Origin of the sequence: Herbaspirillum sp. RV1423 (genome assembly GCF_000577615.1) — a bacterium.
Lineage (GTDB): Bacteria > Pseudomonadota > Gammaproteobacteria > Burkholderiales > Burkholderiaceae_D > Herbaspirillum.
In genome coordinates this window covers 1-26,311 of record NZ_CBXX010000030.1, presented here as the reverse complement: position 1 = coordinate 26,311, position 26,311 = coordinate 1, and the positions used below count along the sequence as shown (strand labels likewise).

31 protein-coding genes are annotated in these 26,311 nt (G+C 60.7%); 2 read left to right on the top strand and 29 right to left on the bottom strand.

Annotation, left to right across the window (positions count from 1 at the left end):
- Nucleotides 1-136: 136 nt before the first annotated feature.
- The 24 genes from sctC to RV1423_RS20925 all read right to left on the bottom strand — a co-directional run bounded on the left by sctC (nt 137) and on the right by RV1423_RS20925 (nt 20,397).
- Nucleotides 137-2,179: a type III secretion system outer membrane ring subunit SctC gene (gene sctC, locus RV1423_RS21045; protein ID WP_034300953.1), complete on the bottom strand. Its 2,043-nt coding sequence runs from the start codon at nt 2,177-2,179 to the stop codon at nt 137-139.
- A 1-nt stretch (nt 2,180) separates the two neighbouring features.
- Nucleotides 2,181-2,585, bottom strand: a complete 405-nt coding sequence (locus tag RV1423_RS21040; RefSeq protein ID WP_034300950.1) for a hypothetical protein — start codon at nt 2,583-2,585, stop codon at nt 2,181-2,183.
- A gap of 4 nt (nt 2,586-2,589) precedes the next feature.
- On the bottom strand, nt 2,590-2,823 hold the full coding sequence (locus RV1423_RS21035; protein ID WP_034300948.1) for a hypothetical protein: 234 nt from the start codon (nt 2,821-2,823) through the stop codon (nt 2,590-2,592).
- Between the two features lie 77 nt (nt 2,824-2,900).
- Nucleotides 2,901-3,617, bottom strand: a complete 717-nt coding sequence (locus RV1423_RS21030; protein ID WP_081768928.1) for an HrpE/YscL family type III secretion apparatus protein — start codon at nt 3,615-3,617, stop codon at nt 2,901-2,903.
- Between the two features lie 29 nt (nt 3,618-3,646).
- A complete protein-coding gene (locus RV1423_RS21025) occupies nt 3,647-4,276 on the bottom strand; it encodes a hypothetical protein (RefSeq protein ID WP_155835198.1) in 630 nt (209 codons plus the stop codon).
- Nucleotides 4,277-4,296: 20 nt separating this feature from the next.
- Nucleotides 4,297-5,229 (bottom strand): type III secretion system inner membrane ring lipoprotein SctJ, encoded by a 933-nt coding sequence (gene sctJ, locus RV1423_RS21020; protein ID WP_081768927.1) that lies wholly within the window; start codon nt 5,227-5,229, stop codon nt 4,297-4,299.
- A 72-nt stretch (nt 5,230-5,301) separates the two neighbouring features.
- The gene (locus RV1423_RS21015; protein ID WP_034300944.1) at nt 5,302-5,706 is read right to left on the bottom strand and encodes an EscI/YscI/HrpB family type III secretion system inner rod protein; all 405 of its coding nucleotides are present in this window, start codon (nt 5,704-5,706) and stop codon (nt 5,302-5,304) included.
- A gap of 167 nt (nt 5,707-5,873) precedes the next feature.
- On the bottom strand, nt 5,874-6,563 hold the full coding sequence (locus RV1423_RS21010; protein ID WP_034300942.1) for a hypothetical protein: 690 nt from the start codon (nt 6,561-6,563) through the stop codon (nt 5,874-5,876).
- 63 nt (nt 6,564-6,626) lie between these two features.
- The gene (gene sctU / locus RV1423_RS21005; protein ID WP_034300940.1) at nt 6,627-7,739 is read right to left on the bottom strand and encodes a type III secretion system export apparatus subunit SctU; all 1,113 of its coding nucleotides are present in this window, start codon (nt 7,737-7,739) and stop codon (nt 6,627-6,629) included.
- 70 nt (nt 7,740-7,809) lie between these two features.
- Nucleotides 7,810-8,601: a type III secretion system export apparatus subunit SctT gene (gene sctT / locus RV1423_RS21000; protein WP_034300938.1), complete on the bottom strand. Its 792-nt coding sequence runs from the start codon at nt 8,599-8,601 to the stop codon at nt 7,810-7,812.
- Between the two features lie 19 nt (nt 8,602-8,620).
- On the bottom strand, nt 8,621-8,884 hold the full coding sequence (sctS, locus tag RV1423_RS20995; protein ID WP_034300936.1) for a type III secretion system export apparatus subunit SctS: 264 nt from the start codon (nt 8,882-8,884) through the stop codon (nt 8,621-8,623).
- A gap of 53 nt (nt 8,885-8,937) precedes the next feature.
- Complete coding sequence (gene sctR, locus RV1423_RS20990; RefSeq protein WP_034300933.1) at nt 8,938-9,597, bottom strand: type III secretion system export apparatus subunit SctR; 660 nt, start codon at nt 9,595-9,597, stop codon at nt 8,938-8,940.
- Nucleotides 9,591-10,781, bottom strand: a complete 1,191-nt coding sequence (gene sctQ, locus RV1423_RS28660) for a type III secretion system cytoplasmic ring protein SctQ (RefSeq protein WP_197034978.1) — start codon at nt 10,779-10,781, stop codon at nt 9,591-9,593. Before sctQ ends, sctR begins: the two co-directional genes overlap by 7 nt.
- Nucleotides 10,782-10,888: 107 nt before the next feature.
- Nucleotides 10,889-11,491 (bottom strand): hypothetical protein, encoded by a 603-nt coding sequence (locus tag RV1423_RS28655; RefSeq protein WP_051516829.1) that lies wholly within the window; start codon nt 11,489-11,491, stop codon nt 10,889-10,891.
- Nucleotide 11,492: 1 nt separating this feature from the next.
- Nucleotides 11,493-11,996, bottom strand: a complete 504-nt coding sequence (locus tag RV1423_RS20975) for a hypothetical protein (protein WP_034300930.1) — start codon at nt 11,994-11,996, stop codon at nt 11,493-11,495.
- Entirely contained in the window at nt 11,993-13,375 is a 1,383-nt protein-coding gene (locus RV1423_RS20970; RefSeq protein ID WP_155835197.1) for a FliI/YscN family ATPase, read from the bottom strand. The genes RV1423_RS20975 and RV1423_RS20970 overlap by 4 nt, the downstream gene beginning before the upstream one ends.
- Nucleotides 13,369-14,601 carry an FHA domain-containing protein gene (locus RV1423_RS29240; protein WP_081768923.1) on the bottom strand — a complete coding sequence of 411 codons (1,233 nt, stop codon included), beginning with the start codon at nt 14,599-14,601 and terminating at the stop codon, nt 13,369-13,371. Before RV1423_RS29240 ends, RV1423_RS20970 begins: the two co-directional genes overlap by 7 nt.
- Nucleotides 14,602-14,869: 268 nt before the next feature.
- Nucleotides 14,870-15,298: a hypothetical protein gene (locus RV1423_RS20955; protein ID WP_231502451.1), complete on the bottom strand. Its 429-nt coding sequence runs from the start codon at nt 15,296-15,298 to the stop codon at nt 14,870-14,872.
- 91 nt (nt 15,299-15,389) lie between these two features.
- Complete coding sequence (locus tag RV1423_RS20950; protein ID WP_155835196.1) at nt 15,390-16,325, bottom strand: hypothetical protein; 936 nt, start codon at nt 16,323-16,325, stop codon at nt 15,390-15,392.
- Between the two features lie 221 nt (nt 16,326-16,546).
- Nucleotides 16,547-18,691 carry a type III secretion system export apparatus subunit SctV gene (sctV, locus tag RV1423_RS20945; protein WP_081768922.1) on the bottom strand — a complete coding sequence of 715 codons (2,145 nt, stop codon included), beginning with the start codon at nt 18,689-18,691 and terminating at the stop codon, nt 16,547-16,549.
- A 120-nt stretch (nt 18,692-18,811) separates the two neighbouring features.
- Nucleotides 18,812-19,120 (bottom strand): hypothetical protein, encoded by a 309-nt coding sequence (locus tag RV1423_RS20940; RefSeq protein ID WP_034300925.1) that lies wholly within the window; start codon nt 19,118-19,120, stop codon nt 18,812-18,814.
- The gene (locus RV1423_RS20935; RefSeq protein WP_155835195.1) at nt 19,098-19,556 is read right to left on the bottom strand and encodes a hypothetical protein; all 459 of its coding nucleotides are present in this window, start codon (nt 19,554-19,556) and stop codon (nt 19,098-19,100) included. The genes RV1423_RS20940 and RV1423_RS20935 overlap by 23 nt, the downstream gene beginning before the upstream one ends.
- Nucleotides 19,549-19,878, bottom strand: a complete 330-nt coding sequence (locus RV1423_RS20930) for a hypothetical protein (RefSeq protein ID WP_034301018.1) — start codon at nt 19,876-19,878, stop codon at nt 19,549-19,551. The genes RV1423_RS20935 and RV1423_RS20930 overlap by 8 nt, the downstream gene beginning before the upstream one ends.
- A gap of 12 nt (nt 19,879-19,890) precedes the next feature.
- Nucleotides 19,891-20,397, bottom strand: a complete 507-nt coding sequence (locus RV1423_RS20925) for a hypothetical protein (protein WP_081768921.1) — start codon at nt 20,395-20,397, stop codon at nt 19,891-19,893.
- Between the two features lie 63 nt (nt 20,398-20,460).
- On the opposite strand from RV1423_RS20925, the gene RV1423_RS29980 reads away from it, so the two are divergent.
- A complete protein-coding gene (locus tag RV1423_RS29980) occupies nt 20,461-20,742 on the top strand; it encodes a hypothetical protein (RefSeq protein ID WP_155835194.1) in 282 nt (93 codons plus the stop codon).
- Here the strand turns inward: RV1423_RS29980 and RV1423_RS20915 are convergent.
- The gene (locus tag RV1423_RS20915; protein WP_155835193.1) at nt 20,702-21,574 is read right to left on the bottom strand and encodes a hypothetical protein; all 873 of its coding nucleotides are present in this window, start codon (nt 21,572-21,574) and stop codon (nt 20,702-20,704) included. The two genes, RV1423_RS29980 and RV1423_RS20915, sit on opposite strands and share 41 nt — an antisense overlap.
- Nucleotides 21,575-22,381: 807 nt before the next feature.
- Here RV1423_RS20915 and RV1423_RS20910 point away from each other — a divergent pair.
- Nucleotides 22,382-22,987, top strand: coding sequence for an RNA polymerase sigma factor (locus RV1423_RS20910; RefSeq protein ID WP_034300916.1), 606 nt, complete (start codon nt 22,382-22,384; stop codon nt 22,985-22,987).
- Nucleotides 22,988-23,068: 81 nt separating this feature from the next.
- On the opposite strand, the gene RV1423_RS20905 is transcribed toward RV1423_RS20910, so the two are convergent.
- The 4 genes from RV1423_RS20905 to RV1423_RS30405 form a co-directional block, all read right to left on the bottom strand.
- Nucleotides 23,069-23,608 carry a hypothetical protein gene (locus RV1423_RS20905; protein ID WP_231502449.1) on the bottom strand — a complete coding sequence of 180 codons (540 nt, stop codon included), beginning with the start codon at nt 23,606-23,608 and terminating at the stop codon, nt 23,069-23,071.
- Nucleotides 23,609-24,033: 425 nt separating this feature from the next.
- Nucleotides 24,034-24,198 carry a hypothetical protein gene (locus RV1423_RS20900; RefSeq protein WP_155835192.1) on the bottom strand — a complete coding sequence of 55 codons (165 nt, stop codon included), beginning with the start codon at nt 24,196-24,198 and terminating at the stop codon, nt 24,034-24,036.
- 119 nt (nt 24,199-24,317) lie between these two features.
- Nucleotides 24,318-24,908, bottom strand: a complete 591-nt coding sequence (locus RV1423_RS20895; protein ID WP_155835191.1) for a hypothetical protein — start codon at nt 24,906-24,908, stop codon at nt 24,318-24,320.
- Nucleotides 24,909-25,114: 206 nt separating this feature from the next.
- A partial coding sequence (locus RV1423_RS30405; protein WP_034300908.1) for a hypothetical protein occupies nt 25,115-26,311 on the bottom strand: 1,197 nt, incomplete at its 5' end.

The window sequence follows — 26,311 nt, the reverse complement described above, 5'->3', positions numbered from 1 at the left end:
AATACGTCGGCCGGCTCTTCATCGAAGCGGTCGCGGACACCCTCCGCTTCTATCGGCGCGCTCCTGCCATCCTTCCGCCGCGTGTAAAAATCGCATTGCATATGCATGAAGATTCATATTCGTTTTGACATTGCCGTTACAGCAGGCCGATGCCGCGCGGCTTGGCGCATTTGTTGCGCACGCGTGTCGGCAAGTGCACGCCGCTACCGATCGGCAACAATGGTCCCTCCACCGTCGACGCCATCGCGGGCGGTCCGCTTACCGGCGCTGCAGCGCCGACGCCCGGTCCGGGCGGCGGCAACGGCAACTTCGGCGCGGCGGCAGGATCGCCCGTGACGACACCGTTTGTTCCGCCGCTTGCTGCAAGCGCGACGGCGCGTTGTTCCTTGGCAGCGGCTTTGGCGCGCTCCGAGATTTTCGAGGACGTGGCGGCGGCCGTACCATCGGTACCGGTAATGCGCGGTGTGATCAGGAACAGCCGCTCGCGCGTGCTGGTCGATTGCGACTCGCTGCGGAACAGCCCGCCCAGCAGTGGGATATCGCCCAGCACCGGCACCTTCTGTTTGTTCTTGGTCAGCGACTCGGCGCGATAACCGCCGATCATCAAGGTTTGCTGCGCATCGATGATGGCTTGCGTGCTGATGGTGGAGCGCGTGACATTCGCCGAGATGGTGCCGGTATTGCCGCTGGAACCGGAACTCGACGAGCTGCTGCTGTCAGGGCTGTCGATTGAGCCGTCTTCGATGTCGACCTCCAGCCGCACACGCGTCTGTCCGCCTTCGCGGATGATGCGCGGAATCACGCGCAGCATGGTGCCGGCGGTGATGTCGGACATATCCGCCACGCGTTCGCCGATCAACGACACGTAGGCGCTGCGGCTCAGATCCAGCACCGCCGCGACGTTATCCAACGTCAGTACGGTCGGCGTCGCCAGCACGTGCGCTTCGCCGTTGGACTCCATTGCTTTCAGCCGGGCATAGAAGCGCGCCGCGTTGCTGATCAACAGGGTGGCGCCGGGCAGCGGCAGGTTGGTCCCGGCCGAATCGACCATCATGCCGTTCACCATGGTGCTGACAGCACCGGCGCGTACACCCCATTCCACGCCCATGTCGGATAACTTGCTGCGATCGATATCCACGATCAGCGCCTCGATCTCGATCTGCTGCGGCTGGATATCCAGTTGCGCGATCAGCGAGGCATACGTTTCCTTCTTCTTGATATCGTCGTAAATCATGATCGCATTCAAGGTCGCATCGGCTTCGATGCGCGGACGCGAACGGTCTTCATTGCCGGACGAACCGCGTTTCCCGGAGGCGGCCTCATCGTCGCCACCGTCGTCGTCGACCGGCAGTCGGTTTTTCAAATTGGCCGATGGTGCGCCGAACAATGGCGTGAAACGATCGCCGCCGACTTCACGGGCGCTGCCTCGTTCGTTTTTTGGCATGCGCGAACGCTTGCGGCTATCTGTGTCGAAATAGGTGCCCGGCGACGATCCCGTCACTCTTTCGCCCGAGGCGTGCGCGCCGAACAACAGGTTGCTCAAGATCGTTTTAATCCCGGGGATGGTCTCGCTCTTGCCGCGCGAATTGATCACGCGATCCATGGCCGTCGCATACTTCAGCCGGAACATCATGATCTGCTTGCCTTTGCGCATCTCCTTCTTTTCTTCGGGCAACAGAATCTCGCGCGCCAGGTCGACATAAGCGCGTGGACCGCCGACAATCACCACGCCTTCGTCCGGCAACTCGCCCCAGCCGAAACGGTCGTCGAACAGACCGAGGCCGATCAGCGCCGACTTGGCGTCCTGCACGGCATCTTCACCGACCTCCAGCCGCACCGAAGTATTGTCGCTGGCCGACACCACGTACAAGGTGTTGTTGTAGACGAACCAGTGAAATTTATGAGTGGCCGCCAGGCGATTCAGGAACTCGATGCCGTTGTCCGCTTTCAGGCGATTCCTGACCAGGCGGTCGCCTTCCGCAGTCATCGCCAGACGCACGCCATAAGTGCGGCTGAATTCTTCCATGACGCTGCGCAAGGTCATACTGGTGGCATTGATGGAAAACCCTGTGTCCTTCCATGCCGCCGGCGTCGCCGCGTGCAAAGTGGTCCCCCACAGCAGCAATATCGCCAGCAACGCCCCCATGCCCCAGGACTTGAGCAATTCAAGGAATTTCATTTCATCCCCCGGAAAATAGTTTGCGCACACGTTCTTCGCCGCGCCTGACGTCTTTTTCTTGCCGCCCCGGGCCGGCATAGGCCATTGCGGCGCGCAACATGCCGGCCTGGTTCAATATGCTCTCCAATGCCTCAGCCGCCTCCGTCCAGGAACCGACGTAGGGCAACCATTGCGTCAACATCAAGTCTTCGCCTTCGGTCGACAGGCCGGCATTGAAGTCGAGCGCAACCTGGAAACTGCTGCGCAAGGCGTCGACCAGCATGACGTCGGTATACATCGGCGCCAGGAAAATGCCGAGTTCTGCACCATTCGGTTTCAACTTCAGGATCGCGGTTTCGCCGTCGATATCGACGGGTTCATCCAGCGGCAGGTTTTCCAGCCACTGTTCGATGTGGTCGGCAGCCATGGCCCTACTTGGTTTCGTTCAATACCGTCTTCAACGGTTTTTGCAACAGATTGAACTGCGCCGACATGGCGCTCTTGGCGACGGATTGCTTTTCCAGCAAGGCGGTGAATTCATTCGGGTCAGGCATTTCACCGTCTGCCTGGCGACGGTTGAAGTCGTTGAGTTTCCCCGTGACTTCCTCGAATTTCTGATTCAAATGGCGTAAATTCTGCAATACAGGATTGTGATTGCTGGACATGACGTCTTCTCCTCGCGAATGACTAAGAGCCTTGACAAAAGCCCCGCCTGCGCCCTTGCGCTTGCCGGCGGCTCTTGTTAATGACTCTGGTGAGTGGCGGCAACGCCGGCTTCGTCACCATCGAAATTCTCAAGATTTATGACCCCCGCTTCCTCCCTTTGCACGCCTGGCGTCTCTCCATCGGCGAGCGGCGCCGCAAATACCTCGGCCGCCACGCCCAGCCCCGACCGCAACGCATCAACGGCGAGCTGGAATTCGGCGCGCCATTCGCCGCTCGCGGCTTCGAGCCGGCAGGTCCCCGGTCTCAGGGCCGGTACGCTCTTGAGCTCCCAACCGCTATGCGAGACGTCGCCGATCTCGCCGATATCGTCGGGATGCAAGGCCAGCACGGGCGCAACCAGTTTATTGGGTGCCTCCTGTACGATCCGGCGCAGCATCGCGGCGGTGCGCTCGCGCGGCGTCAGTTCCAACACCAGGCGATCGAAGGTCTCCTGTGCAAGCGCGACCACCAGGGTCTCCACGCGCGCCAGCATATCGCGTTGCGCGTGCTGCAAACCTTGCAGCAAATATGTGGCGCGGCGAGCGACTTCTTCCTGCTCGCGGCGTACCGCCTGCTGCGCGTCCAGTTGCGCCGCCGCACGCAGCTTGTCGGCCTGTTCCTGCGCCTGCGCCACGATGTGCTCGGCAGCGCGGCGGGCGTCGGCAGTCACCAGCAACGAGGCTGCATGCAGCACCCCATGATCGGCGCGCAACACATCGGGGACCTTGATGGTCTGGATGCAAAAATCTTTCATATCCGTCTTTCTTTGGAAAGCCGACAACTTCAATTGTCCATCGAGCGCATCCGGTCGACGCAAATTCTCCAGCAGCGCTGCGCCCGCACGTCGACGGCGCCGCTGTCGGCATCTACACCAACGTCGGTCCTCCCCCGCGCCAGCGTCTCCGCAAGCAAGTTCGCTTGCGCGCGCGGCAACATCAGCAACAGGCGCGACCACAGGCCGGGAAAATCCTGCTCCAGGCGCCTGCCCAACTCCAGCAAGCCTCGTCCCTCCAATCCCGCCTGCGCAGGCAGGTTCATGTCGGCGGCTTTCAATGGCTGCGCCAGCGCCACGCTCATGCACCAACGCTGCAAATCCCTGGGTAATCCCTGCAACGCCGCCTGGTCGCGCTCACGCGCGGCAAACAGGCCGCCGAACAAGCCTGCGCACCGTAACAGTTCATTACGGTGACGCAGCGCGGCGATATGCCAGGCGCTGTCGAAAACGCGCGGCAATTCCGGCACGAGTCCGGCGCGGCTGCACCACAAGCGATAGCCGTCGCGTTGCGCCAGCAACCCGGCAATGTGCGGCATGGGTGGCTGTTCGGGTGCATACATCCAGGGTGCAAACCACCACTCCAGAAAAAATGGCGGCAACGCATTCGACGCCAGGCCAGGGCTATTTTCAGAATGCACGCGCCGGTCCGGTATCCCAGTCATCGCGATTTAGGCGGCGTTGCCGAAGATGGCGGCGATGTTCCCGCCGGCGTCGCTTTGGGCATGGTCGCCATCAGCGACTGAGCTGCCGCGGCTGTTCTGGCGGCGGCCTTGGCGACGGCTTTTTCACGCGCCGCAGCACGATTCGCCGCCCAGCGCATTGTCAATTGCATCACCCATTGCGCCACTTTTTCATTACGCATGGCGGCGCGCAGACCGACATAACCCAGACACAGCAAAGTCAGTAAAGTCATCGCCAACAATGTAAACATCAGGTCTCCCGCCGAGGCGACTGCAACAATGAACGGCCCCACCGTGGTCCACTCGATTCCCGGGGGTGGCGGTTCGGCCGGCACCATCACCACCGAGACCTTGTTGCGTCCCTCATCCCCCGACAGGCCCGGGATACTCGAGGCCACCAGTCGGCGCACGCGCGGCATGATGGCGTCCTCATCGAGCGGTGGTCGGTATTTGACGAACACGGCGGCAGACGACGGCTGGATCGGCTCGCCCGGCGCGATGCGTTCCGGCAGCACCACATGCACGCGCGCCGACACCACATTGTCGAATTGTTGCAAGGTATTTTCCAGTTCTTCCGACAAGCCGTGGATATAGCGGATGCGCTCTTCCATCGGGGTCGAAATCATGCCCTGCTTCTTGAACACCTCCCCCAGGTTGGACAAGGCGCGGCGCGGCAAGCCGGCGACATTCATGGCTTCGGTGGCGCGCGACAGGTCCTGTTCCTTGACCAGCAAGCTCACGCCTTCCTTGTTCTTCTGCTTCTCGACCTCCATCCCCTTGCGGTTCAGGATCAGGACGATTTCATTCGCGTCGCCATCGGTCAGTCCGGCTTGCAGAATGACCATCTTGCCACAGGCGCTCAGCAATGCCAGCAGTCCGAAAATACATGCCCACTTGAAGAGGTTTTTCATTTTCACGAAGAAAAATACCGATCCGGAGATCGGGTTCGACATCAGGAAATGGCAGGGCGATGGCGCCCCGGATTACTGCAACTTGGTCAACGAATCGACCGAGGATGCCGCCTTCGATACAGTTTTTGAAATGGTCTGCACACGCAACTGGAAATCGTTGAGCGCCATCATGGCCTTCATCAATTGCAGCGAATCACCAGTTCGGGTGGCCTGTTCCAGCAATTTGGAAACGTGAAGCTGGTCCTGCTTCACCTCCGAAGCGAGATTGGTTGTGCGATTGGCGATGGCCGTGCCGAGCGAATGGCTGTCGGATGAAATTTTGGGCACCTGTTCGCGCATGTTGCGTTCCAGCGCCGCGCGAAACTGCATGCCGTCGTTGGCGTCGAACGATTGTATTTCCACTGCGAACTGGCTCTTCTGCTCAGCGCCGCGCGAAGAAATACCAGAAACCGCCGCCACTTCAGTTGTTGCGTTCATTTTTGCCGGCTCCACAAAATACCTTGATTGTCCGGAGGTAGGTGGTCGCGGCGACGTTGCGGGTTCCACCATGACCCAGGCTCACACCCAGGAAACCGACCGGCGCCGGAGAAAATGCGGAATGTTTCGTCACAGCTATCGGCCAACGCGGTCTTGTCCGATCTCGTTTATTCAATCTCATTTTTTTCATCGTCGCGGGCACCGCGTGGCAGTGCCGGCGACGCAACAGGAGAAACTTGCTGTTCCGACATCATCTCGTAGCGGTTTCCGCAATATTCGCCGCCGCAACCGAGTTCGGAAGAGGGATCGCAGAACCCCGCCTTGCCGCAACGGCGCTGGCACTCCGCCCGCGACGCCGGCCGCAGCGAAGGCAACAGCGACGCGCGCCCGATCGGTAGCGGCCGTGGAGGAAAGGGGTGGTAGGAATTCTTGAGCGCCATGTGGTGCGCGCGATCGCCGCTGCCGAGGATGGTATTGTCGCTGCGCTCGACCTCGTCCTGAAAAAAATCTCCGCTTCCCGCCTTGGCGTGAGCCGCGCCCGATAACACGCCGGTGTCCGCATTGCCGTATCCCGATGCTACGGATCCGGCGCCCTTGCCTGGATATGCGCCGCTGATGATTTCAAGTCCGGCGGGCACTAGCGCCTCGGCGCCGATCGCAGGATCCTCCCCATTGTTTTCGGCCTGCTCCGCCCCGGTGGAATCGTCTTGTTGCAGCCTGACGGGCGTGCTGCTGCGCAAGGTCTGAGCGCGACGCTCCGCTTCGACGTGCGCCTGGCGACTGCGCGTCTCGCGCGCGGCGGCTTCGCCGGCGCTGGACGCGATGGCGTCGGTGATAGCGTTATTTTTTCCGGTCATGGCGACTCATATTTTTCCTTCGCGGACGGCTAAAATCCATTTCATCAACAGGCGGAATGTGTTCTAACCGACAGGTGGTGTGCCGTTGGGCGCCTCGCCGAACATTTCCAGCTCCACTTCCTTGTCGAGCTGATGGGTGGCCATCAATTCATGCACTACTGCATAGACTTGCGCGACCGCTTCGTAACTGGCTTTCGGAATCACGGTGTCGGGACGGCAAGAAGCATACAAGGTGCGCGCCAGCCATACGTGGCGTATCACAGGGATACCGCAAGCGCGGGCACGCCGGATCATTGCCTGCGCCACTTCGTCCTTGCCCTTGGCCAGCACCACCGGCACCATCAGTTCGTCGGCGTCGTAATACAAGGCGATGGCGAAATGGGTCGGGTTGGTCACCACCGCATTGGCATCTTCGGTCTTTGCTTCCGGGCTTTCGTTGGCCCATTGCCGCGCCAGGCGTTTACGCTGGTTCTTGATCAGAGGATCGCCTTCGGATTCCTTGTGCTCCTTCTTGATTTCTTCCTGGTCCATCATCAGTTCCTTTTTGTGGAAATGATGCTGGATGGCGTAATCGATAATGCCCAGCAGCAGGCATACCACTACAATGACATGGAAGATCGAGCGCAGCAGCGCGAGAAAAACCTCGAAGCTGTCCTTGGGCTCGCCATTCGACAACGCGATGATGGTGCCGAGATGGCTGCGAATCAGGCTGTAGACGATGCCGCCGATCAACAGCGCCTTGCTGACGGTGGTCAGCAATTCGACCACCTTCTTCTTCGAAAACAATTGCTTCAAGCCATTGACGGGATTGAGTTTGTCGAACTTCGGCGTGATCGCCTCGGGGGCGATCAATACGCCGAACTGGCCCCAATGCCCCGCCACTGCAGTCAGGATGCAAATCAGGAAACATACGAAGAAGACAATCACCAGGAACACCCCGGCGCTAGTCATCATTTGCGCCATGGACAGCGAAAAATCACGGTTGACGTCGAGTATGCTGGTGTTGAACAGATTGAACAGGACGCCGCGCCATAAGGACTCGGTGGCGAAAGCGGTCTCGGCCACCGCCACCAGCGTGGCGAGTTTGGCGAGGTCGCGACTGACCGCGATCTGTCCCTTCTCGCGGGCGTCATCGATCTTTTTCTGGGTGGGTTCTTCGTTCTTGTCTTCACTCATGGCCGCTCCTGATCCGCACCCACGGCGAATGACGATGACGGCAACGATAACAGCAAGCAGGCCAAGTCCGTCATTTGCGGACCTCGATCAGGCTTGCGCCAAGCTCCAGTAAATGCGCGAAATCGTCGACCACGTAATGCGACAGCGTGGACCAGTAGGCCAGCAGGATGATCAGGCCGGCCAGGCTCTTGATCGGCGCCGACGCAAACGACACCTGCAAGTTGGAGGCGAACACGCCGACCAGCGCGAAACCGAATTCAATCAACAACAGCGGAATGATGACAGGCGCGCCATAGACCACGATATACCAGAGCAAATTGCCGAAACGCTTGATCAGTACATCGAAATGGCCAGGATCGAACGGCGGCAACAAGGCGTAAGCCGGCCATACCGCATAGCTCTCCAGAAGGATGCGCGCCAACGCCGAAAAAAGACCGGCCTGCACCATGACCACCACCACCGCCTGCAGCAGCATGGCGCCGATGGCGCTGGCGTCGCGATCGACAGCGGAATTGTTTGCCTGGATCTGGATCGGCGAACGCTGCAAGTCGAAAATGGAACCGATCGATTGCACCACCCATATCGGTATCGCCATCAGGACGCCGAACATCAGCCCGATCATGGCCTCCTTGAAAGCCAGCATGCCGGAGAACAAAAAATCCGGCGCGTTCTTCTGCACAAAATAGAAGGTCGGCAAAGCCGCCGGCAAGGCGATCGCCATCGCCGCCGAATTTCTCGCCATGCCGGTCAGCACGTTCAGGCCGAACCCCGGCAGGATCACCAGGCACACCAGCACACGCGGCGTGATGATGGCCATGGTGACCAGCACTGCCTGGATGTCCAGCAGCAACGAAGCGTTCATCGTGGCGCCCCGTCAGCGTTCACCGGCCGGCATTGGGCACCATCCGCAACGCCAGATCGGTCATGCTGATGAGTTCCACGCCGATCCAGCGCCCCATGCCTGCCAGCGTGAGCGCGACCGCCACCAGTTTGACGACATAAGGCAGCGTCTGGTCCTGGATCTGCGTCACGGCCTGCACCAGCGACACCACCAGCCCGCAGGCAGTGGCGATGATCAACGGCGGCCCCGCCATCACGACGGCCATCCACAAACCTTGCTGAAAAAAATTGATTGTATCGACCATGATTGATTTCCTTGTAAGGCAATACTGAATGGGTCCGCCGGATGAATCCATGCTCATACATACGACATGGCCAAGGCGTTGAGCAATTTTGCCCACCCGTCCACCAGCGTAAACAGCAACAGCTTCAACGGCACCGTGATGGTTTGCGGACTGACTTGCTGCATACCCAGCGCCATCAGCAAATTGGAAATCAGCAGGTCGATGACTACGAACGGGATATAGATCAGGAAGCCGATCTCATATCCGGTCTGCAACTCTGACACCACGAACGCCGGGATCAGGATCAGGGCATCGGTGGGCTGGGCATCCTTGGAAGCCTCCTTGGGCCACAGCTTCTTTGCCGACGCCAGGAACAGTTCGCGTTGTTCGGGCTTGCTGATCTTGATCATGAACTTGCGCAGGGGCTCGAACGATTCCTGCGCCTTGGCCAGCAAGGGCGTGCTGCGTCCGCTGCTGGTGTTGGTGTCGAAAGTCAGTGCGTGCTTGCCGATTTCCTGCGCCGTCGGCGCCATGATGAACACGCTGAGTGCCAATGAAATGCCGTATATCGCCAGCGTCGGCGGCACCTGCTGAACGCCGATTGCGTTACGCAGCACCATCAGCACCAGCGAAATCTTGAGGAAAGAGGTAGTGGTAACCACCATCAACGGCACCAGCGCCAATAGCGCCAGCAGCACCGAAAACGAGACAATGTCGTATTGGCTGTTCAGCATGCCCCGCCCCACTGGGTGATGCGAATGCCTAGCGCGCCATCCACATCCACCGCTTCGCCACGTCCGATCGCGCGACCGCTGCACAGTATGGCGATCGCGTCGGCGCCGCCGCCTTGCAAGGTCAGCACCGTTGCCGGCCCCAGGCTGCGTATTTCTGCCAAGGGCAAGCTGACGCGACCGAGTTCGAAACTCAGCGTCATGTGTACCTCATCCAGCAGCGCCGCCGTGGCGCTGTCGGGTTCATATTCAGGTTCTGGTCCGGCCGCTGCGGCCGGCGACGCCGGCACTGGATCGGATGCAACAGATGGCGCTTCGGCATCAGCATCGATCTTCGCCTCTGCCATATCCTGGTGTCGTTCGAAAGTGTCTTCGGTGTCCAATCTGTTCTCCTGGGCGATGATGTGCAAATTGCAGGGCGCCTGGTAGCGCACTTGCCAATGGCGGCCCGCCAGGCGGGTCGTACCTGAACCGTCGGTAGCAAAGTACAGGCGTCGCGGTAAAACAATGTCGCCGACCTCCAGCTTGGACAGCACCGACCGCGGCAGATCGTGTCGACCGATGCAGACGGTGTTGACGCTGGCCAGCCCCAGATAAGGCGCGAGCGGCAAGCGCAACGGCCAGCGCCTGGCGCCGGCGAGCAGTTGCAGCCAGGTCGTCGCCGCGGCGCGCAGCGGCATGGCGATTTCGTGTCCTTGCTGGAACATGCTGAGTTGCAAAGTGCTTGCCGCAGCATGCACCGTGCGATCGACACAACTGATTCTGTTGATGCCCTGGAACGGCGTCCCCGTCAACCGACCGCTCACCGCCGACACAAACCACTCCGGATAAACGCCGCCGTCAGGTTCGAGCCCCGCCAGATCGATGCCGGTCAGGGCATTCAGCAAACGCGCACCTTGCGCAATCTCGAACACGCCCATCGGGCCGGACAGGCTCAAGACCTCGGACCAGGGCAACTCGGCGCCCTGGTCGAGGCGCAATGTCAACTGCGCCCCCGGAAGCGGCAACGGCAATTGCAAGCCCTGCCCTATCAGGCGCGTCAAGCGGGCATGAGCGGCGCTGACGCGGGGCGCGTTGCGCAACAGGACGCCGCCCCGCGCAACGGCTGGTTCGGCATCGAGAATGACGGAATCGGTAGCATGCATGGAGATGTCGTAGGAGGCGCCGCGTTGGCCGGCATGCATCATGGCCGGTCCAGGGTCTGCATTTATCGGCGTCAGGCTGGTCGCGAAAAAACCAGAACCCATGTCAAAAAAACCATGATTGCCGGGCCTGACGAATTCAAGAGCAAGTTCTACAACACGGTAAGCCTGACGTGCTTGTCCATACGTCGCGCCAGGCTTTGTTCCAGTTCCATTTGCTTCCTGCAGAGCAAGTTGCGCAACTTGTCGCCATTGGGTGAAATCATGAACGCCGCCGTTGCGGCGCGTACATCGACCATGACACCCATGGTCTCGCCGCCCGGGAACAATATCTCGAAGATGCCGCTGTCGCCCTCGGTCGGCAGCAGGTCCGCGATCGTCTCGGTATCGTAGTCGCCGCCGTCGACGCCGGATTGCCCTCCTGCACCGGCCTCGTCGCTATTGCCGCCGTTTTGATCGCCGCCACTGTTGTCGCCGTTGCCTTGTCCGTAAAACCCCGGCATGCCGGTCGGCAGCCAGCCGTCGGCTCCCCCAGGCGCGCTTCCCGGCTCGTTGCGCTGTGACTGCTTGCGCGCCTCGCGCTCCTCGGCGGCAACGCGCGTCGGTGCTTTTGGCGGTGCTTTCGCCTGTGCCGGACCGGACGGCGGCGACGGCGCATGTGCCGATATCTGCCGCACGTTAAGCGGCCTGGTCTTTTTGGGCGCCGTCGCCGGCGGTGGATCCAGCAGTGCGGAAAGAATGGGATTGAGCGACATGTCAGTTCTCCGCCGCTTGTTCCAGCGCCCGGATTTCATCGCGCAGGATGCTCAGCTTTTCCTGTTGCTTGTTGGCGGTCAGCACCGCCAGGCGCGCCGCAAAAAAAAGCCTGCCGGCGTCGCGACAGCGGCTCAATTCATTCTGGCAATCGAGATAGAGCTGCGCAGCTTCTTTTTTCATGCGTTCGTAGATCGCCTTGGCGCTGCGGAACTGGCCGCTGGTGATGGTCATGTTGGTGAACTCCTGGCGTGCTGTGCGCCACTCCGACTGGGTCCTCTCAACCGCATCGCGCCAGATCTGCTTGACCTGGTGCAATTTCTGGCGCCGCCGACGCCAGACGCTGCGTGCTTCGTTGCACTCCCGTTCCAACCGGCTGAGCCTCTGCTTGCGCACATGCAGCAACTGGTCGAGCCGTTTGTCCTGCACCTTGCGCTCAGCCACCTCGATCACTTCGCGCTTGCCGCGACGCGGTCCCAGTCCCGCTGCTACATTGCCCGGATTCATGCCTGCATCTCCATGATGCGATCGATGGTGCGGTCGAAGTTAGAGCTGGCGCTGGTATCCTGGCGCAGGAAATCGAGTTGTTCCGGTCGCAGTTGCATGGCGCGATCCGCGACCGGATCGGCGCCTTCCTTGTATTCGCCGAGCCGGATCAGCAACTCCATCTCCTGGTAACGCGCCATCAGCTCGCGGAAATGCGAGGCCGCCTTGCGATGCTCGCGCGTCGTGACATTGCTCATAACGCGGCTGATGCTGGCCAGCACGTCGATGGCCGGATAATGCCCCTGCTCCGCCAGCTTGCGCGTGAGCAGGATATGGCCGTCGAGCAGCGACTTGGCTTCGTCCCCGATCGGATCCGAGGTCGATTCGCCATCCACCAGCACGGTATACATCGCCGTGATCGATCCCTGCGGCGTGGCGCCGGCGCGTTCGATCAGGCGCGGCAACATGGTGTAGACCGACGGCGTAAAGCCGCCGCGTGCCGGCGGCTCACCGGCCGCCAGCCCGATTTCGCGTTGGGCACGGGCGAACCGCGTGAGCGAATCGACCAGCAGCAACACATTCTTTCCGCGATCGCGGAAAGACTCGGCGATTGCCGTCGCCGTAAACGCCGCGCGCGAGCGCTCCATCGAGGTGCGATCCGAGGTGGCGCACACCACCACGGTCTTGCGGATCAGTTCGGCGTCCAGTTCGTGCTGCAGGAATTCATTGAGTTCGCGGCCGCGTTCGCCGATCAGGCCGAACACGATCGCGTCGGCAGCGCAGCCGCGTGCGATCGCCGCCATCAGCGTGGTCTTGCCGCAACCGGGGCCGGCGAACACGCCGATGCGCTGTCCGACGCCCATGGTCAGCAAGCCATCAATGGCGCGCACGCCGGTGGCCAACGGCGTTGCTATACGCGGCCGGTCGGTGGCCTTGGGCGCGTCGCGCATGACCGGCGACATGGCGCGCCAGGTCGATACATTGTCAAGCGCGGCCGGCGCGCGAAACATCCAGCGCCCGAAACCGTCCAGCACGCAGCCGAACAAATGGTCGCCGACTTCGATCGAATGCGCACGCCGCAACGGTTCGATGATCGTGCGGGTGGAGACGCCTTCGAGCGGACTGAGCGCCGACAGGATGGCAGCCTTGTCGGTGAACCCGACCACTTCGGCCAGCATGTCCTTGCCGCGCGCGTCCGGATTGATGAGATTGCACAGCTCGCCGATCTGCACCGGCGGCATATGCGCCTCGATCAGTGTGCCCAGCACTTGCGATACCTTGCCGTGGCTGGTGAAACCGGGCTTGGAAGGGATCCTGTCGCGCCAGTCGGGCAAACGGCTGCGCAGATCGCGCAGCTTGTCGTCGAGCCTGCCAATGAAATCGACGTCGGTGGTCACCATGTCACGTTGATCGAACGTTTGCCGGTGAAGCTGAGCTGGTTGCCTTCGATGCCGGCCAGTTTCATGCCGCGATATTCATCGCCAACATACAGGCGCCGGCCGTCGTCGGTCACGATGCTGGCGTTGTTGCCGGAAATGACCTGCTGGATCTTGAACGGCAACATCGCTTCGGCGCTGCCGATCTTCACCTCGACGGGGAAGTCGATATTGTATTTGCGCACGAAGGCGCTGAGCATGCGCTGGAAGCGTTCGGCATCCTCTTCTTCCAATGCCGCCTGCAAACTCCAGAAGCGATCTTCCAGTTGCAGGTTGAAACGTTTGAGGAGATCGACTTCGGCCAGTCGCTTGCGAAAGGCGCTGCGCAGTTCTTCCGGCGACAGCGCCGGCCCGGATTTGATCGACACGGCTTTCATGTCGGCCATGCGGTCGGTCTTGCCCTGTTCCTTTCTGGAGCGGGTGGCCTGGTCTATTTTGCTCAGGTCCGGCCGGGGCAGGTTGAGCATCCGCTCCGGCTGGGCCGTGCCGTTCTCCTTGGCCGTGCGGTGCATATCTTCCTGCGCCACGGCCGTTGGCCGCCATGCCGCCATGTCGTCGACGGATGCGGTGTTCGCCTCGCCGTCGACGGACAAGGGCGTGTAGGTGCGCGTCATGGCGTAAGCGGCGGCGGCCGACAGGATCGCCGTCAGCGCCACGGGTGCGAAGAGCCATTGGCGCTTGCGCGACAGGAAACCCGGCTGCGCCGCCCGCTCGGAAACGTGCGCATTCATGGCGTCGGCGGCCGCCGTCGGGCCGGTTTGTTCCGCTTGTACCGCGGTTTCCGTGTTGTCGGCGCTATCCGCCAAGGCGGCATCCCGCATCGCTTCGTCGGTTGCGGCATCCGCTGGCGTGGCCGCATCGCCCGGCTCCGCCGGCGGCTCCTGCCACGGACTGTTTTGCTGGACCACGGCCAGCCAGATATGATCGACCCGCACGAAATCGCCGGGCGCCAGCGCCAAGGAAGCTACCGCCTGGTTGCTGTCAGCACCGCGCACCGCACCATCCAGGCTCTGCAACGTCCAGCCGGAAGACGATGGCGCCAACTCCGCATGCGTCTCTTCAATACCGGGATCGGCCAGCACCACATCGGCGGTGTCGCCGGCACCGATGGTCAGCGTTTCCCCTGTCAGAGGCAAGGTCGCGCCGCGATGATAACCGTTCAGCACTCGCAATTCGTACATGTCGTACATGTTCTACTCCAGTTGCCAATTCAAATCCAAGTCCGGTCATTGACGCCTCATCAGGGTCGGCGAAGCGAACCTGACTCAAGCGGCAATGACATCTCGTGTATAGGTAAAACCCCCGCCGTCGGCAGTTCCATCAATGGCTGCGAGACAGGCGGCGACGGACGAGCGCCCTCCTGCCGCGGCATGAGGGTGCGGCAGGAGGGCGAGAAACAGGAGACGGGTGAAACAATGCGGCGACCTCGCTTGACGCGAGTCGCCATCGTCTGCGCCTCTATTCCAGAGAGGTTCGCAACAGCGCCAGCAGCAAGCTGCCGCTACCGCTGCTGCGGTGGGTGGATGGATCCAGCGGATTCCAGTCGGGATTGTCGCTATTGAACAGCGCGCCGATGACCATCGCCTCGGCCAGCTCGCGCCGCTTTTGTGCGGCCTGTTCGCGTTCGCGCGAGGCCGCGCGCAACGACAAGGCGTCGCCCGGTTTGCTGCGCAGCAGCGCGGGCGTGCGCCTGTCCCTCTCCGCCAGCGCCTGGTTGACTTCATGCATCACATCGCTGACGAACAAACAGCATTTCTCGCGCAATTGTTCCAGCTCCTGCGCGAGAAACTTGTCCTTGCGGGCGTGTTCTATGATGCTCAGCGCCTCGTCATGCGTCATCGGCAATGCATGATCGCGAGGTGACATTTCTTTGACAGGAAAGCTCATGACTACGCTCCATGGTTGATCAGACTATCGAATAAACAAATTGCGAAATTGCAGCGTCCCGGCATGGATTGCCGGGATGCGTCATGCGGCGTCAGGTGTTTCCCGGGTCGTCATATTCGCCTTCATCGCCGCCGTCGCCATCACCTGAGCCATCATGAGAATGCGTAGTGTCGTGATGATGAATTTCACGCGGAGCGGGCAGGAACTGATTGTTGCCTCTTGTCGGACCATGGTGCTGGCCGCTGCCGGCCGTCACGCCGACTAGCTGAGCCGCGTGTTTGATGCCTTGCGCGCGCATGCTATCGTATATTCTCTGGGCGGCCTCCCGCTCCTCGGCGCTCGGTTCCGTCTGCGCCGGCCTGAACCCGCCCGGCGCAGGCTGATGCCGCGCAGCATCGCGCCGATGGCGCGGCGGCAACTGCGGGGCTTCCTCCCGTTCGCCTCGCGGCTCCGGCGGTGTTTCTTCCGGCGCTTCCGGACTCACCTCTCGCCGCCATCGTTCCAGATCCGAGTCCTGACCGCCATGGAAGTGCGCCTCGGAAGAGCCCGACGCCTGGCTACGCAGGTCCGAGGGTCCGCGGTTGCGGCTACGCCCTGCATCGCTGCCCGCAAAATCGGAGCGTTGCGATGGCGTAGCCGCAAGCGGGTCCGCCGGTTGCAAAAATGAGTTCCGCATCCGTACGAAAGAGGCATTGAGGTCATCCTCATTTCTTGCGATGCTGGCGCGCGCGCTCGACATGATGCCGAGAAAAAACTCCCTGTGATCGATCGCAGGTTCTCCGAATAACTCGGTCGGATGACCGAAGGGTCTGCCCGGATTGCCGACGATCGCTGCCGATATGGCGTCGGTATACCGGTCGATACTAAAATTAGCAATACGACCGAGAGTCGCATTGAACAAATTCGATCCTCGGTGTCTGTGCGGCTGCTGCTCTTGCGGCCGATGTCCCGGGTCAAGACCGGCGTCGCTGTTGACTCCCGTCGCGTGCGCCGATGAAGAGCCGGGGATATGACTTTGCGCCATCATTTACTCCAATTTGAATTCTGTTGGTCCTTCTTGCAAGGACGTCGTTGGAACACAGGAAACCGGCGCAGGGCATGTCAACCGCGAAACGCCCGATCACCTTGCCGTCGTGCTCGCGCCCAGGCGCGCCGCACAAATCGGCATCCCGATAACTCTATATGTCGATTGCCGGCAACAAGTTCCCTGGCCGGTGGGCACAGGCAATATGAGGTCTTGCGGGATCGTCAAGCCTCGATCATGCCGACCGGTTTGACCTTGGCATGCTGGGTCAGCTCGGAAAACGCGAATACCGGCACCGGGAAGAACTCCTCCTCGATCAGCTTGCGCACCGAGCGGCGGATGTCAGCGGCGGTGACCAGCACCGGCGGCGTGATCGGCGTGCAGACGTTGGTCGAGAGATCGTTGAGCCGATCCAGCAGTCGTTGCTCCAGCTCGGAATCGATGTCCAGGTAACTGCCCTGGCTGGTCTGGCGCATGGCGTTGCGCAACTGGTCTTCCAGCTCGGGCGACAGCAGGATCACTTCGATCAGGCCGTCGCGCGCGGACTCGAAGCAGAGCTGGCGCTTGAAAGCCAGCCGTACGTAATCGGCAATGACGTCCGGGTCGCGCTCCTTGGGGGCCCAGTCCAGCGTGGTCTCGAGCAGCAGGCGCGCGTTGCGCAGCGACACGCCTTCCTTGGTCAGGCGTTGCACCACTTCGGTCAGCCGCGGCAAGGTCACCGACTTCAACACTTCCTTGCCGAGCTCGGGATAACGGCGTTCGGCCCAACGCGTAAAACGGATGACTTCGTTGACGCCGACGAACATCTGGCAATTGCGCAGCAGTTCCACCTCGATATCGGCGGCAAACACGGTTTCCCAGCGCTGGTGTTGGACGCCCATCTCTTCCATTCTGTCCAAGTCCTCCAGGCGCAGCCAGACGCGGCGGCGGCGCGACCCGGAGATGTTGCGCTCAAATGCTTCGAAGCCCAGTTCAGTGACACGGTCCAACGTCTCACGCGTAGCCCCCCAGCCGATCATGATTTCATGATCGACCAGCGGCACCTCGGCCATCAGGAAGTGCACGCGATTCTCCGGCATCAGAATGGAAAACTCGAACTCGATTGGCTTGAGATCGGGAATGCCGCGTTTTTCCAGCATGCCGTTGCGCATGATGCGCACGGCGTTACGGATCATTTCCGCTTCCGGCGTAGCGCGCAGCGCCTCCGGCATGCGCAGGATGAACGGCGTCGTGGCGGAAAAATTGGTGAGATCGACAATGCCAGCGTTCTTGCGCTCCAGCTCTTCGTTTTCGCGTTGTATCTCGGCGTCGGCCAGCGGCTTGAGCAAACCGACCACGCCCGATACGAACAAGGCCACCGCCAGCGAAACGAAGATCACGGTAGGCATGCCGGGGATGAGGCCGAACAGCAGCATGATGCCGGCAGCGGTCAGCAAGGCCTTGGGTTCGGCGAACAACTGGGCGACGATATCGCGGCCGACGTTGGTCCTATCCTCGCCTTCGTGGCCGTCGTCGCTGGTGACGCGCGTGGTGATGATGCCCGCGCCGAGCGAAATCAGCAGCGCCGGGATCTGCGCAATCAGCGCATCGCCGATCGACAGGATGGAGTAGACACGCATCGCCTCGGCCGCATCGAGGTTGCGCTGGATGATGCCGATCGAGATGCCGCCGATCAGGTTCACGACCACGATGCACAGGCCGGCAATGGCGTCGCCCTTGACGAACTTCATGGCGCCGTCCATGGCGCCGTGCAACTGGCTCTCCTGCCCCAGCATGGCGCGCTTGGCCTTGGCTTCTTCCGGCGTCAGGATGCCGGCGCGCAAATCGCTGTCGATCGACATCTGCTTGCCGGGCATGGCGTCCAGCGAGAAGCGCGCCGACACTTCGGAGACCCGCTCTGAACCCTTGGTGATCACGATGAACTGCACCACCGTCAGGATCAGGAAAATCACCAGGCCGACCACCAGATTGCCGCCGACGACAAAATTGCCGAAGGTCTCGACAATATGGCCCGCGTCGGCTTCCAGCAGGATCAGCCGCGTCGTCGACACCGAGATCGCCAGCCGGAACAGCGTGGTCAGCAGCAGCACTGCAGGAAACGTCGAAAACGCCGTGGGGCCCGGCATGTACATGGCCACCACCACGATCAGTCCGGAAATGCACAGGCTGAACGCGATCAGAATATCCAGCAACCACACCGGCATCGGCAACACCAGCATGAAGACGATGCCGATGACCAGCCCCGCCGCCAGCAATTCGGCGCGCTTGGCCATCTTGGCCGCCAATTTGTTCAGCAACAGCACGACACCCATCACCTGGGTCGGCTGGCCCTTTCTGCGCTCGTTCGATTTGGTGGCGGCAAGACTCATTTCTTCTATCCCCGGTGCAGGCAAACAATACTATTCAGGAGCAATACAGAACCGCGCCGCACGGCACATGCCAGGCGCGAGCGCGATGGTGCGACAGATGGACGCGGCGGCGAAACCGACTCAGGCCGGGGATGCGGAGACTGACTTGGCGTCGTGGATTTCCAGGCGTCGCAAGACCAGGTCGATCCAGGCGTCGGTCTCCGGCGCACGCAGCGCTTCGAGGCGCACTCGATCGACCGGTTCCAGGACTTCCGCAGCGGCATACGCCGCCATCAGTTGCAAATGGCGATCGTGGGGCCACAGTTTCAGGCAACCGAGCGCCAGCAAGTAGGCCTCTTCGTACTGGTAGGCGCTCAGATGCCCCCAGACCAGGCCGATTGCCAACTGCAATTCTTCCGGCATGGTGTCACGCGGCTTCTTTTTCCTCATCGTTTTCCTCCTTCTGGTTGGACGCGCCGGCAGGATTGCCTTCCAGGTCGCTGCGCCGCATCTGTTGCCAGCGCAGGCGCCAGCGTACCGCCAGATCGACAATGCGGATGGCGTCCATGCACGGGCCGCGCTCCGACTCGTCCTGGGTCAGGGAGAATTCGATCATTTTTTTCTGCAAGGCGCGCATGCGCGGAATCGGGTCGCCCACCCAGGCCTGGCTGTCAACCGTCAGGCGCGCGCCCAGCATTTGCTTGAGCGTCGCCAGCGTGGGATCGATAGGATAGTCGGCCTCGGGCAGCGACGCTTCTTCCTCGCCGGGCAGCAGGAACGGGCGCGACTTGAAGATCGGTTCCGCGCTCTCGAAACGGGGGATCTCGGCAAGTTCGCCGACATCCGTCAAGCCCGACCGATCGATAGGAGAACTTGTATTAATCACCGAGCAACTCCTCGGCCGCGTCGAAAGCATCCCCCGGCAACACTGTCATGTCGTCGCCATGCTCGACCATGCGACGCAATACGTACATGCTGCCGTCGTTGAACATCGCCGGTAGCCATGCGCCATAACGCGCCAGGTTGCCCGCGCGCCTGCTCAGCACCGATTCAGGCCGTATTTGTGTGTCCGGACCGATACCTACGGCAATGAGCATGCCTTGCTCGAGCGGATAGGCGAACAGGTGCATGCCGTTGTCCAGCGTCGCCATGGCCACCGCCTCCTGTATGCGCGCGTCAGCCGCCAGTCTCATCAATAACTCTTCCATAGTGCGGCTCCCCTAGCGTCTGTCGCGCGCTTCGCGTTTGCTGGTTTCCATGATGGCTGCACGCCACTCCTGTTCGCGTATTTCCTCCCGGTTGGGCAGCATCGGCAAGTCGCCGTAAATGCCTTGCAACTGACGCGTGAGCTCCTCCAGCAGCTCGCGCCGCGCCGGCAGTTTTTCCTGGCTCCACAAGGTCAAGGGCAGTTGCGCCATGGCGTCGCGCACCAGGTTGAAGACACGGGCGCGTTGCGTAGCGTCGGGATTTTTCATTTCCGATATCTGCAAGACCAATTGGTTGGCTTTCCCTTTTCCCCATCCCGATTCGGCGGCTGTCAACAAAATCACCGCCAGTTCAGGTCCGCTGATCTTGACGTGGATCCGTGCCTTGTCCGATAACTCGCTACGCAGGGTTTCCGCGATCGACACGCAGGACTTGACCAGCATGAAAGCGGAAGCATCGGACATCGTCAGCCAGTATCGACCGATGCTTCTGAGCGGGTTTCTTCGTAGATCAGATCTCATGATTTCTCAAGCAACTCCAACAAAAACCGCTTCCCGTTTTTTCTTCGTGCTGCTGACTTCGATATGGCAGCGCTTCTCGTGCTTCCGTTTTCCGTATGTTTTGTGGATTTCCTGCTAGCGCATGAAATTGACCTGCCTCGGTTCACCGCAGCAGATGTCATGCTGCCGGAACCTGCCTTCGAGCAGGTCGCGCCGCAAAGCGTCGGCAAAACCGAAGCGGAAGGACGAAGATGCCCTGCATGCCGCCAGGCGGCGCAGCACATCGTGTTGAATATTCTTTCTGAAATGTTTCTGCATAATTTCCTTAAAAACCTATCATCATTCGCGAGCGCAATCCCGTCATGACCTTCATGCACTTACGCGCGCCAAAATTCTTTATCAATGCCTTGAGCATGGTCAGCGGAGTCAGCGGCAAATCCTCTTTTCCTTTCGACTTCGCGCCGATCAAAAACCGCAAATCGCGCGTCGACGGCATCCGCTTGCCGGCCTCATCCAGCGCCAACGCTTCCAATGAATTCATCAGGATGTCGTTTTCCTGCAATGCCCTCCTGAGTTCATGCAAGTACTTCTCATACAGATCGCTCATCATTTCCATGATGGCGTTCCTCAGCATGATCTTTTCCGCCATGCTCATCGCCTCATTGTCGATCGTTTCCAAGGCCTCGGCCAGGACGTTGTAACGCTGCACCGGATCGAAGGTTTCGGCCAGCATGTCTTCCGCCATAGCCTGCCCCTGGCGACCGGCGTTCTCACGCAGAAAATCCAGAATGTCCATGACCGGCGCCAACAACTCCTCGTCCAGATCCTCATCATCCAATACTTCTTTCGACCTGCTGCGGTTCCTGCGCGAAGCCTGGGAAGTGCCTTTCTCCGCACTCTTTTGCCGCGGCGATACGAACTGCGACAGAGCGCGCGACCGATAGCTCACGCCATCCTTGAAACCGGCCTGGGATTTCACCGCGTCCGTCGGCGCGAAATCGGTAGCGCCCAACTGCTGACCGGCCCTGTCCAGGCCGGACTTTTGGCCCGACTTGGCTTGTGGACGAACCTGTTGTGTATTGGCGTTCTCCAGGGCACCGTCATTGAATCGATTGATTTGCATATTCATGGCCATTCGTGGCGCGACGACTTCGCCAGGTTCCATTGCCGTCGTCGCGCCAGCCATCGCAGCAAGCACGGAACGCTGCCGGCAGAACGTATGACGGGAACTGCAAAGATGGCTACAAGGCCCGTCGCACGTGGCATTGCGACGCACAGAGTTCCGTCCGGATTGAAAAAATTAATTCTGGACAGGGCGTTCGAATTTCGCATACGCTTGGATCGGCTTATGTCACGACGCTTGTTTCAGGCAAGTGTCCCCAAACCATCGCCGGAGTGCGGCGCCTTGTCCATGACAAGGCGCCGGCATACGCGGGTGATGCGTCCGAACAGTCTGTTCCCACCGGTAACGGAATATTTTCTTCCCGCCGGGTCGACCTCCCTGCAGCACGCACATCCTCGCTAGTGGCTTGCGCTCGTGCATCGGTTCCGTCGGATCGCTGCGACATTTCTCATTTTTCTTCAATGTCTCACGAATTCTCACCGAACGATTGCACTTGCCGTGAGCGCTGCTATCTTGCGGTCATACCTGCTGAGGCGGTGTTTGAGATTTGGGAAAGTGAGTGGCAACGCCTCGATTTTTTACCAACAATGTTGGAACTCATTTCATCAATAGGCGTGAGTGTGAGCTTGTCCTGTTTGGGATGGAGTGCAAGGCGCGAAACTGGGTCAAGACTGGACGTCTTGACCCAGTTTCGTAACGCAGCAATCCGTCCAAACAGGCCGCTCCCGCCGGGTTCTTCCCAGAAAGGGCGCTGGCCGCGTTGCGCTCCTTGCGCGTGGTACCGCCACGCGACGCGTCGCACGCCTTGCCAGTGCCCTTTCTGGGAAGAACGCATCTCGCGCCTATTGATGAAATGAGTTCCAGTATCTCAAGGAGAACGCTATGAACCAATCAGCTTCCGGATATATCGACCCTGCCGGCTTCGACGCCGAAGCGGAGGCGTCGCCGGAAACCGCCGCGGTATCCATCCAGCCTATCGATATCGTCGAGCTCTACACCGAACACCGTACGCATCTGCTGCGCTTCGTACAGCGCTATGTCGGCAATCACGAAGATGCCGAAGACGTCGTGCAAAACACCTTCATCGAAGCCGTCAAATCGGCACACCGTTTTTCCGGTTTGTCCAAACCCTCCACCTGGCTGTTCGGCATCGCCCTCAACCTGGCGCGCAACCAGGTCCGCCGCAATATCGCGGACCGTTATGAAACCGTGGATGAGACTTTCATGGAACAACTGGTCGACAAACACGCCGATCCCGCCACGTTGTTCGAATTGCGCCAGATCGCTGAAAAAGTGGATAGTTTGCTGAGCGAATTGCCGCCCAAGATCCGCTCCACCTTCGAAGCAGTATTGGATGGCGACGCCACTTATGAGGAGGTGGCCGAGCAGTTGCATATTCCGATCGGCACGGTGCGTTCGCGCGTCTCGCGCGTGCGCGCCGCGGTGCGCAACGAATATGGCAGTTCCCGCACGCGCGGGAATAACTGAACATCGGCTTTGGACGCCGTCATGCACACCGGCCTCGCCAGACTTTCGTCTTCCTGCGCAATGCGTCGCGCCGGTGCGCGCTCAGGAAGCGGGATTGTCGGCCTGGCCGGATTGCACCGCGATCAGGTATTCGCCGGCGATGTCTGCGGTTTCGAGAATGGCGTCCATTACACTGCGCTCGTCGCTGAAGCAACCGAGCGGAATCTTGCGGACCACGATGTAGCGACCTTCATCGGCGTGCCAGAGGAAGTCGACCGAAGACAAGCGTTGGGAGGTCGCTGCCGGCGGCATCACCGGCAGCGGCAGATAATGCGGCTGCTCGCATTTCGGCAGCGACGCCGTCACGGAAAGAAAGTGTTCCGCGCCGCGCTCCACGGCGGTACGCGTGAAAATTTCGCCGATTTGCAATTCGAGCACACGCGGACTGATCGATGCTTGTCCGGTCATCTCGATCAGGTCGGACAAAAGACGATCGACCGCCGTTGCGGAAATGTCGCCGTGAATGTCGTTGCCGCGAATCTCATCGTCGCTTTTCCGCGTCATGGTCTGGTAAAGCTGGAGCAGGTACAGCAGCCCGGAAAGGGTGCCGACGTTGACAGCGTTAGTGGAAAGAACCTGCATTTTACCCCCTATTGTCAAGCGCGCCAAAAGGCAAGACGCCTGCGCCGCGCGGATTCGCGGCGCATCTCCTTTTGTAAAAAATGATTCTTCCGCCCTCGGTGCAGCAGACGCGCGCATGCAGACGACCAACGCCCATCGGCGCCGCTCAAGCAGCTTCATCCGCTTCGTTCCATCGTTTCTCGACGACGCACGGTGCGACTCGCATCGCTGCGCGATATTGGACGGCAACAGCGACAGGCGACCGAGGCCGCCATTCGAGGATGGTTCCTGATAAAAGACACGACGGCGCCAGCGGCGCATCGCAGGCGTCGCCAACATCGCGAGAATCCACTCGCAAACGCATTATCGCGCGTCGTAACCCACGCGCGCGATAGCTAGCATGCCCCTCGCCGGCAAGGTGTGTAGGCAGCCCTGGCGTAAAGAAGCTACTTCCGATGCAATCTGCGGATCCTGTGCCAGGGAAAATCATCAGCCAACGTCGTCATGCCGACCATGTCGCTGTGCCCGGCATGCACATCGCCTCCAGTTGCATACCACCCGGCGGCGCCGGCATTGAGGAAGTTTTCATCTTGAACGGTGTACTTATCCATGGCATCCATCCATAAAAATCGACTGACGTGCTTCCACATCCGGCCTCAAGGGTCGGGTCCGACAGCACCCCGGAGCGGTCTACGCGCTTACGCGAAAGACCGCTCCGGCTTGCATTCTTTCAAGCTGCCGCTGCAAGCGGCGAGGCCCCCGACCAAGCGTGGGTCTGACCCCATTCCTTCGGTGCATCGACGAAACAGCGCGAGGCTTGCACACGGTGCCGACCGGCCAATCTGCTGACCGACGTCAACCGGGCATTGCTTGCCGGCAGCGCCGGCGTCGGTTCTGCAAGCTGCCGCGCCTGGGCGTCGACATCCGGCATGTCGCCGATCTGACGCTGATAAGCGCGATCGGCGGCAATCGGACGTTCCATCGGCTTATTGCCGGGAATCGCTTCGATGGCTGAAAACTCTTCGGGCAGCATGCGCTCCCACCGAGGCACTTCGGCCTGGCCATCTTGATTAGGACGTTCCGACGCGGATTTATGGCTATTGCTGCGCCGGTTCGACGACAATCTGACGCCGGTAGAACCGACCAGCCAGAGCGGCGCGCTACGCGTGGGCGCATCGATGGCGTTATTGCGTAATTGCGGAGACTGCGGCTCGGCGGCGGGAAGCGCCTTGGCGGCGGCTTCGTTGCGAGCATTCCACAGGTCGTCGTAGTCACGCCATAGCGCAGCCAGGTCGCTTGTTCTGGAAGGCCCGGTGCTCACGGGAGAAGGTGCGGAAATCATAAATAGTACAAACTAGAAAACTGAAACATATTGATAAAAAATTCACCGCAAGACAGGTGCGGATATTCCGCTGCGCCTGTCCTGCGGCGGCAATCCCGCCATCCGTTGCCGGATGGGGATTGCCTCCGTGGACCGCTGCGGTGCGTGCTGCCGTGTACCCTGCCGCGGCCCTGCTATGTACCCTGTCAAGCTGCGGCAATGATGCCCGAGTTGATCGCCGGCTGATAATCGCCCTTGCCCAACTGGCCGTCGAATTCGCCGTTCTTGGCGGACTCCATCTTCTTGAACAATTCGCCGTTGTTGGCCATCATTGCCTGTGCGGCGGCCTGCACTTCCGGCGGCACCTGGATCGACTTGCCATCCTTGTCGGTGTAATAACCGCTCTGCGCCATCTGCTGCATCTGCTGCGCCGAAATCAACTGGATGCCGTGATCGTCCTGGAATTTCTTGATATCCCTGGCCGCTACCGAATCCGACGGCAGAGCCTGACCGTTGCCAGGGAAACCGGTCGCCTGCTGATACGACGGCGGCGCGAACGACGGCATCTGGAACCCGCCGCTTTGCGGGAAACCGTTGCCCTGCCCCTGCGGCATGCCGTATTGACCGGTACGGTCGAATACCGGCGGACCGCCGTTGCCCGACGAGATCGTGCCGTCGTCGATGGCTGCCTGGTAATCGCCCTTGCCCAGTTGACCGTCGTACTGGCCGTTCTTGGCGGACTCCATCTTCTTGAACAATTCGCCGTTGTTGGCCATCATTGCCTGCGCGGCGGCTTGCACGTCCGGCGACACCTGGATGCTCTTGCCATCCTTGTCGGTGTAATAGCCGCTCTGCGCCATCTGTTGCATCTGCTGCGCCGAAATCAACTGGATGTCGTGATCGTTCTGGAACTGATTGATGGTCTTGGCCGCGCCTGACTCCGACGGCAAGGTTGAGCCGGTCGCCTGCTGGTACGACGGTGGCGCGAACGACGGCATCTGGAACCCGCCCTGCGGGAAACCGCTTTGCGGGAAGCTGCTGCCCTGCGGCATGCCGTATTGACCGGTGCGGTCGAATACCGGAGGACCGCCGTTGCCCGACGAAATCGTGCCGTCGTCGATGGCGGCCTGATAATCGGCCTTGCCCAGCAGACCGTCGAACTGACCGTTCTTGGCGGACTCCATCTTCTTGAACAATTCGCCGTTGTTGGCCATCATTGCCTGCGCGGCGGCCTGCACGTCCGGCGGCACCTGGATGCTCTTGCCATCCTTGTCGGTGTAATAGCCGCTCTGCGCCATCTGTTGCATCTGCTGCGCCGAAATCAACTGGATGTCGTGATCGTTCTGGAACTGGTTGATGGTCTTGGCCGCGCCCGACTCCGACGGCAAGGTCGAGCCGGTCGC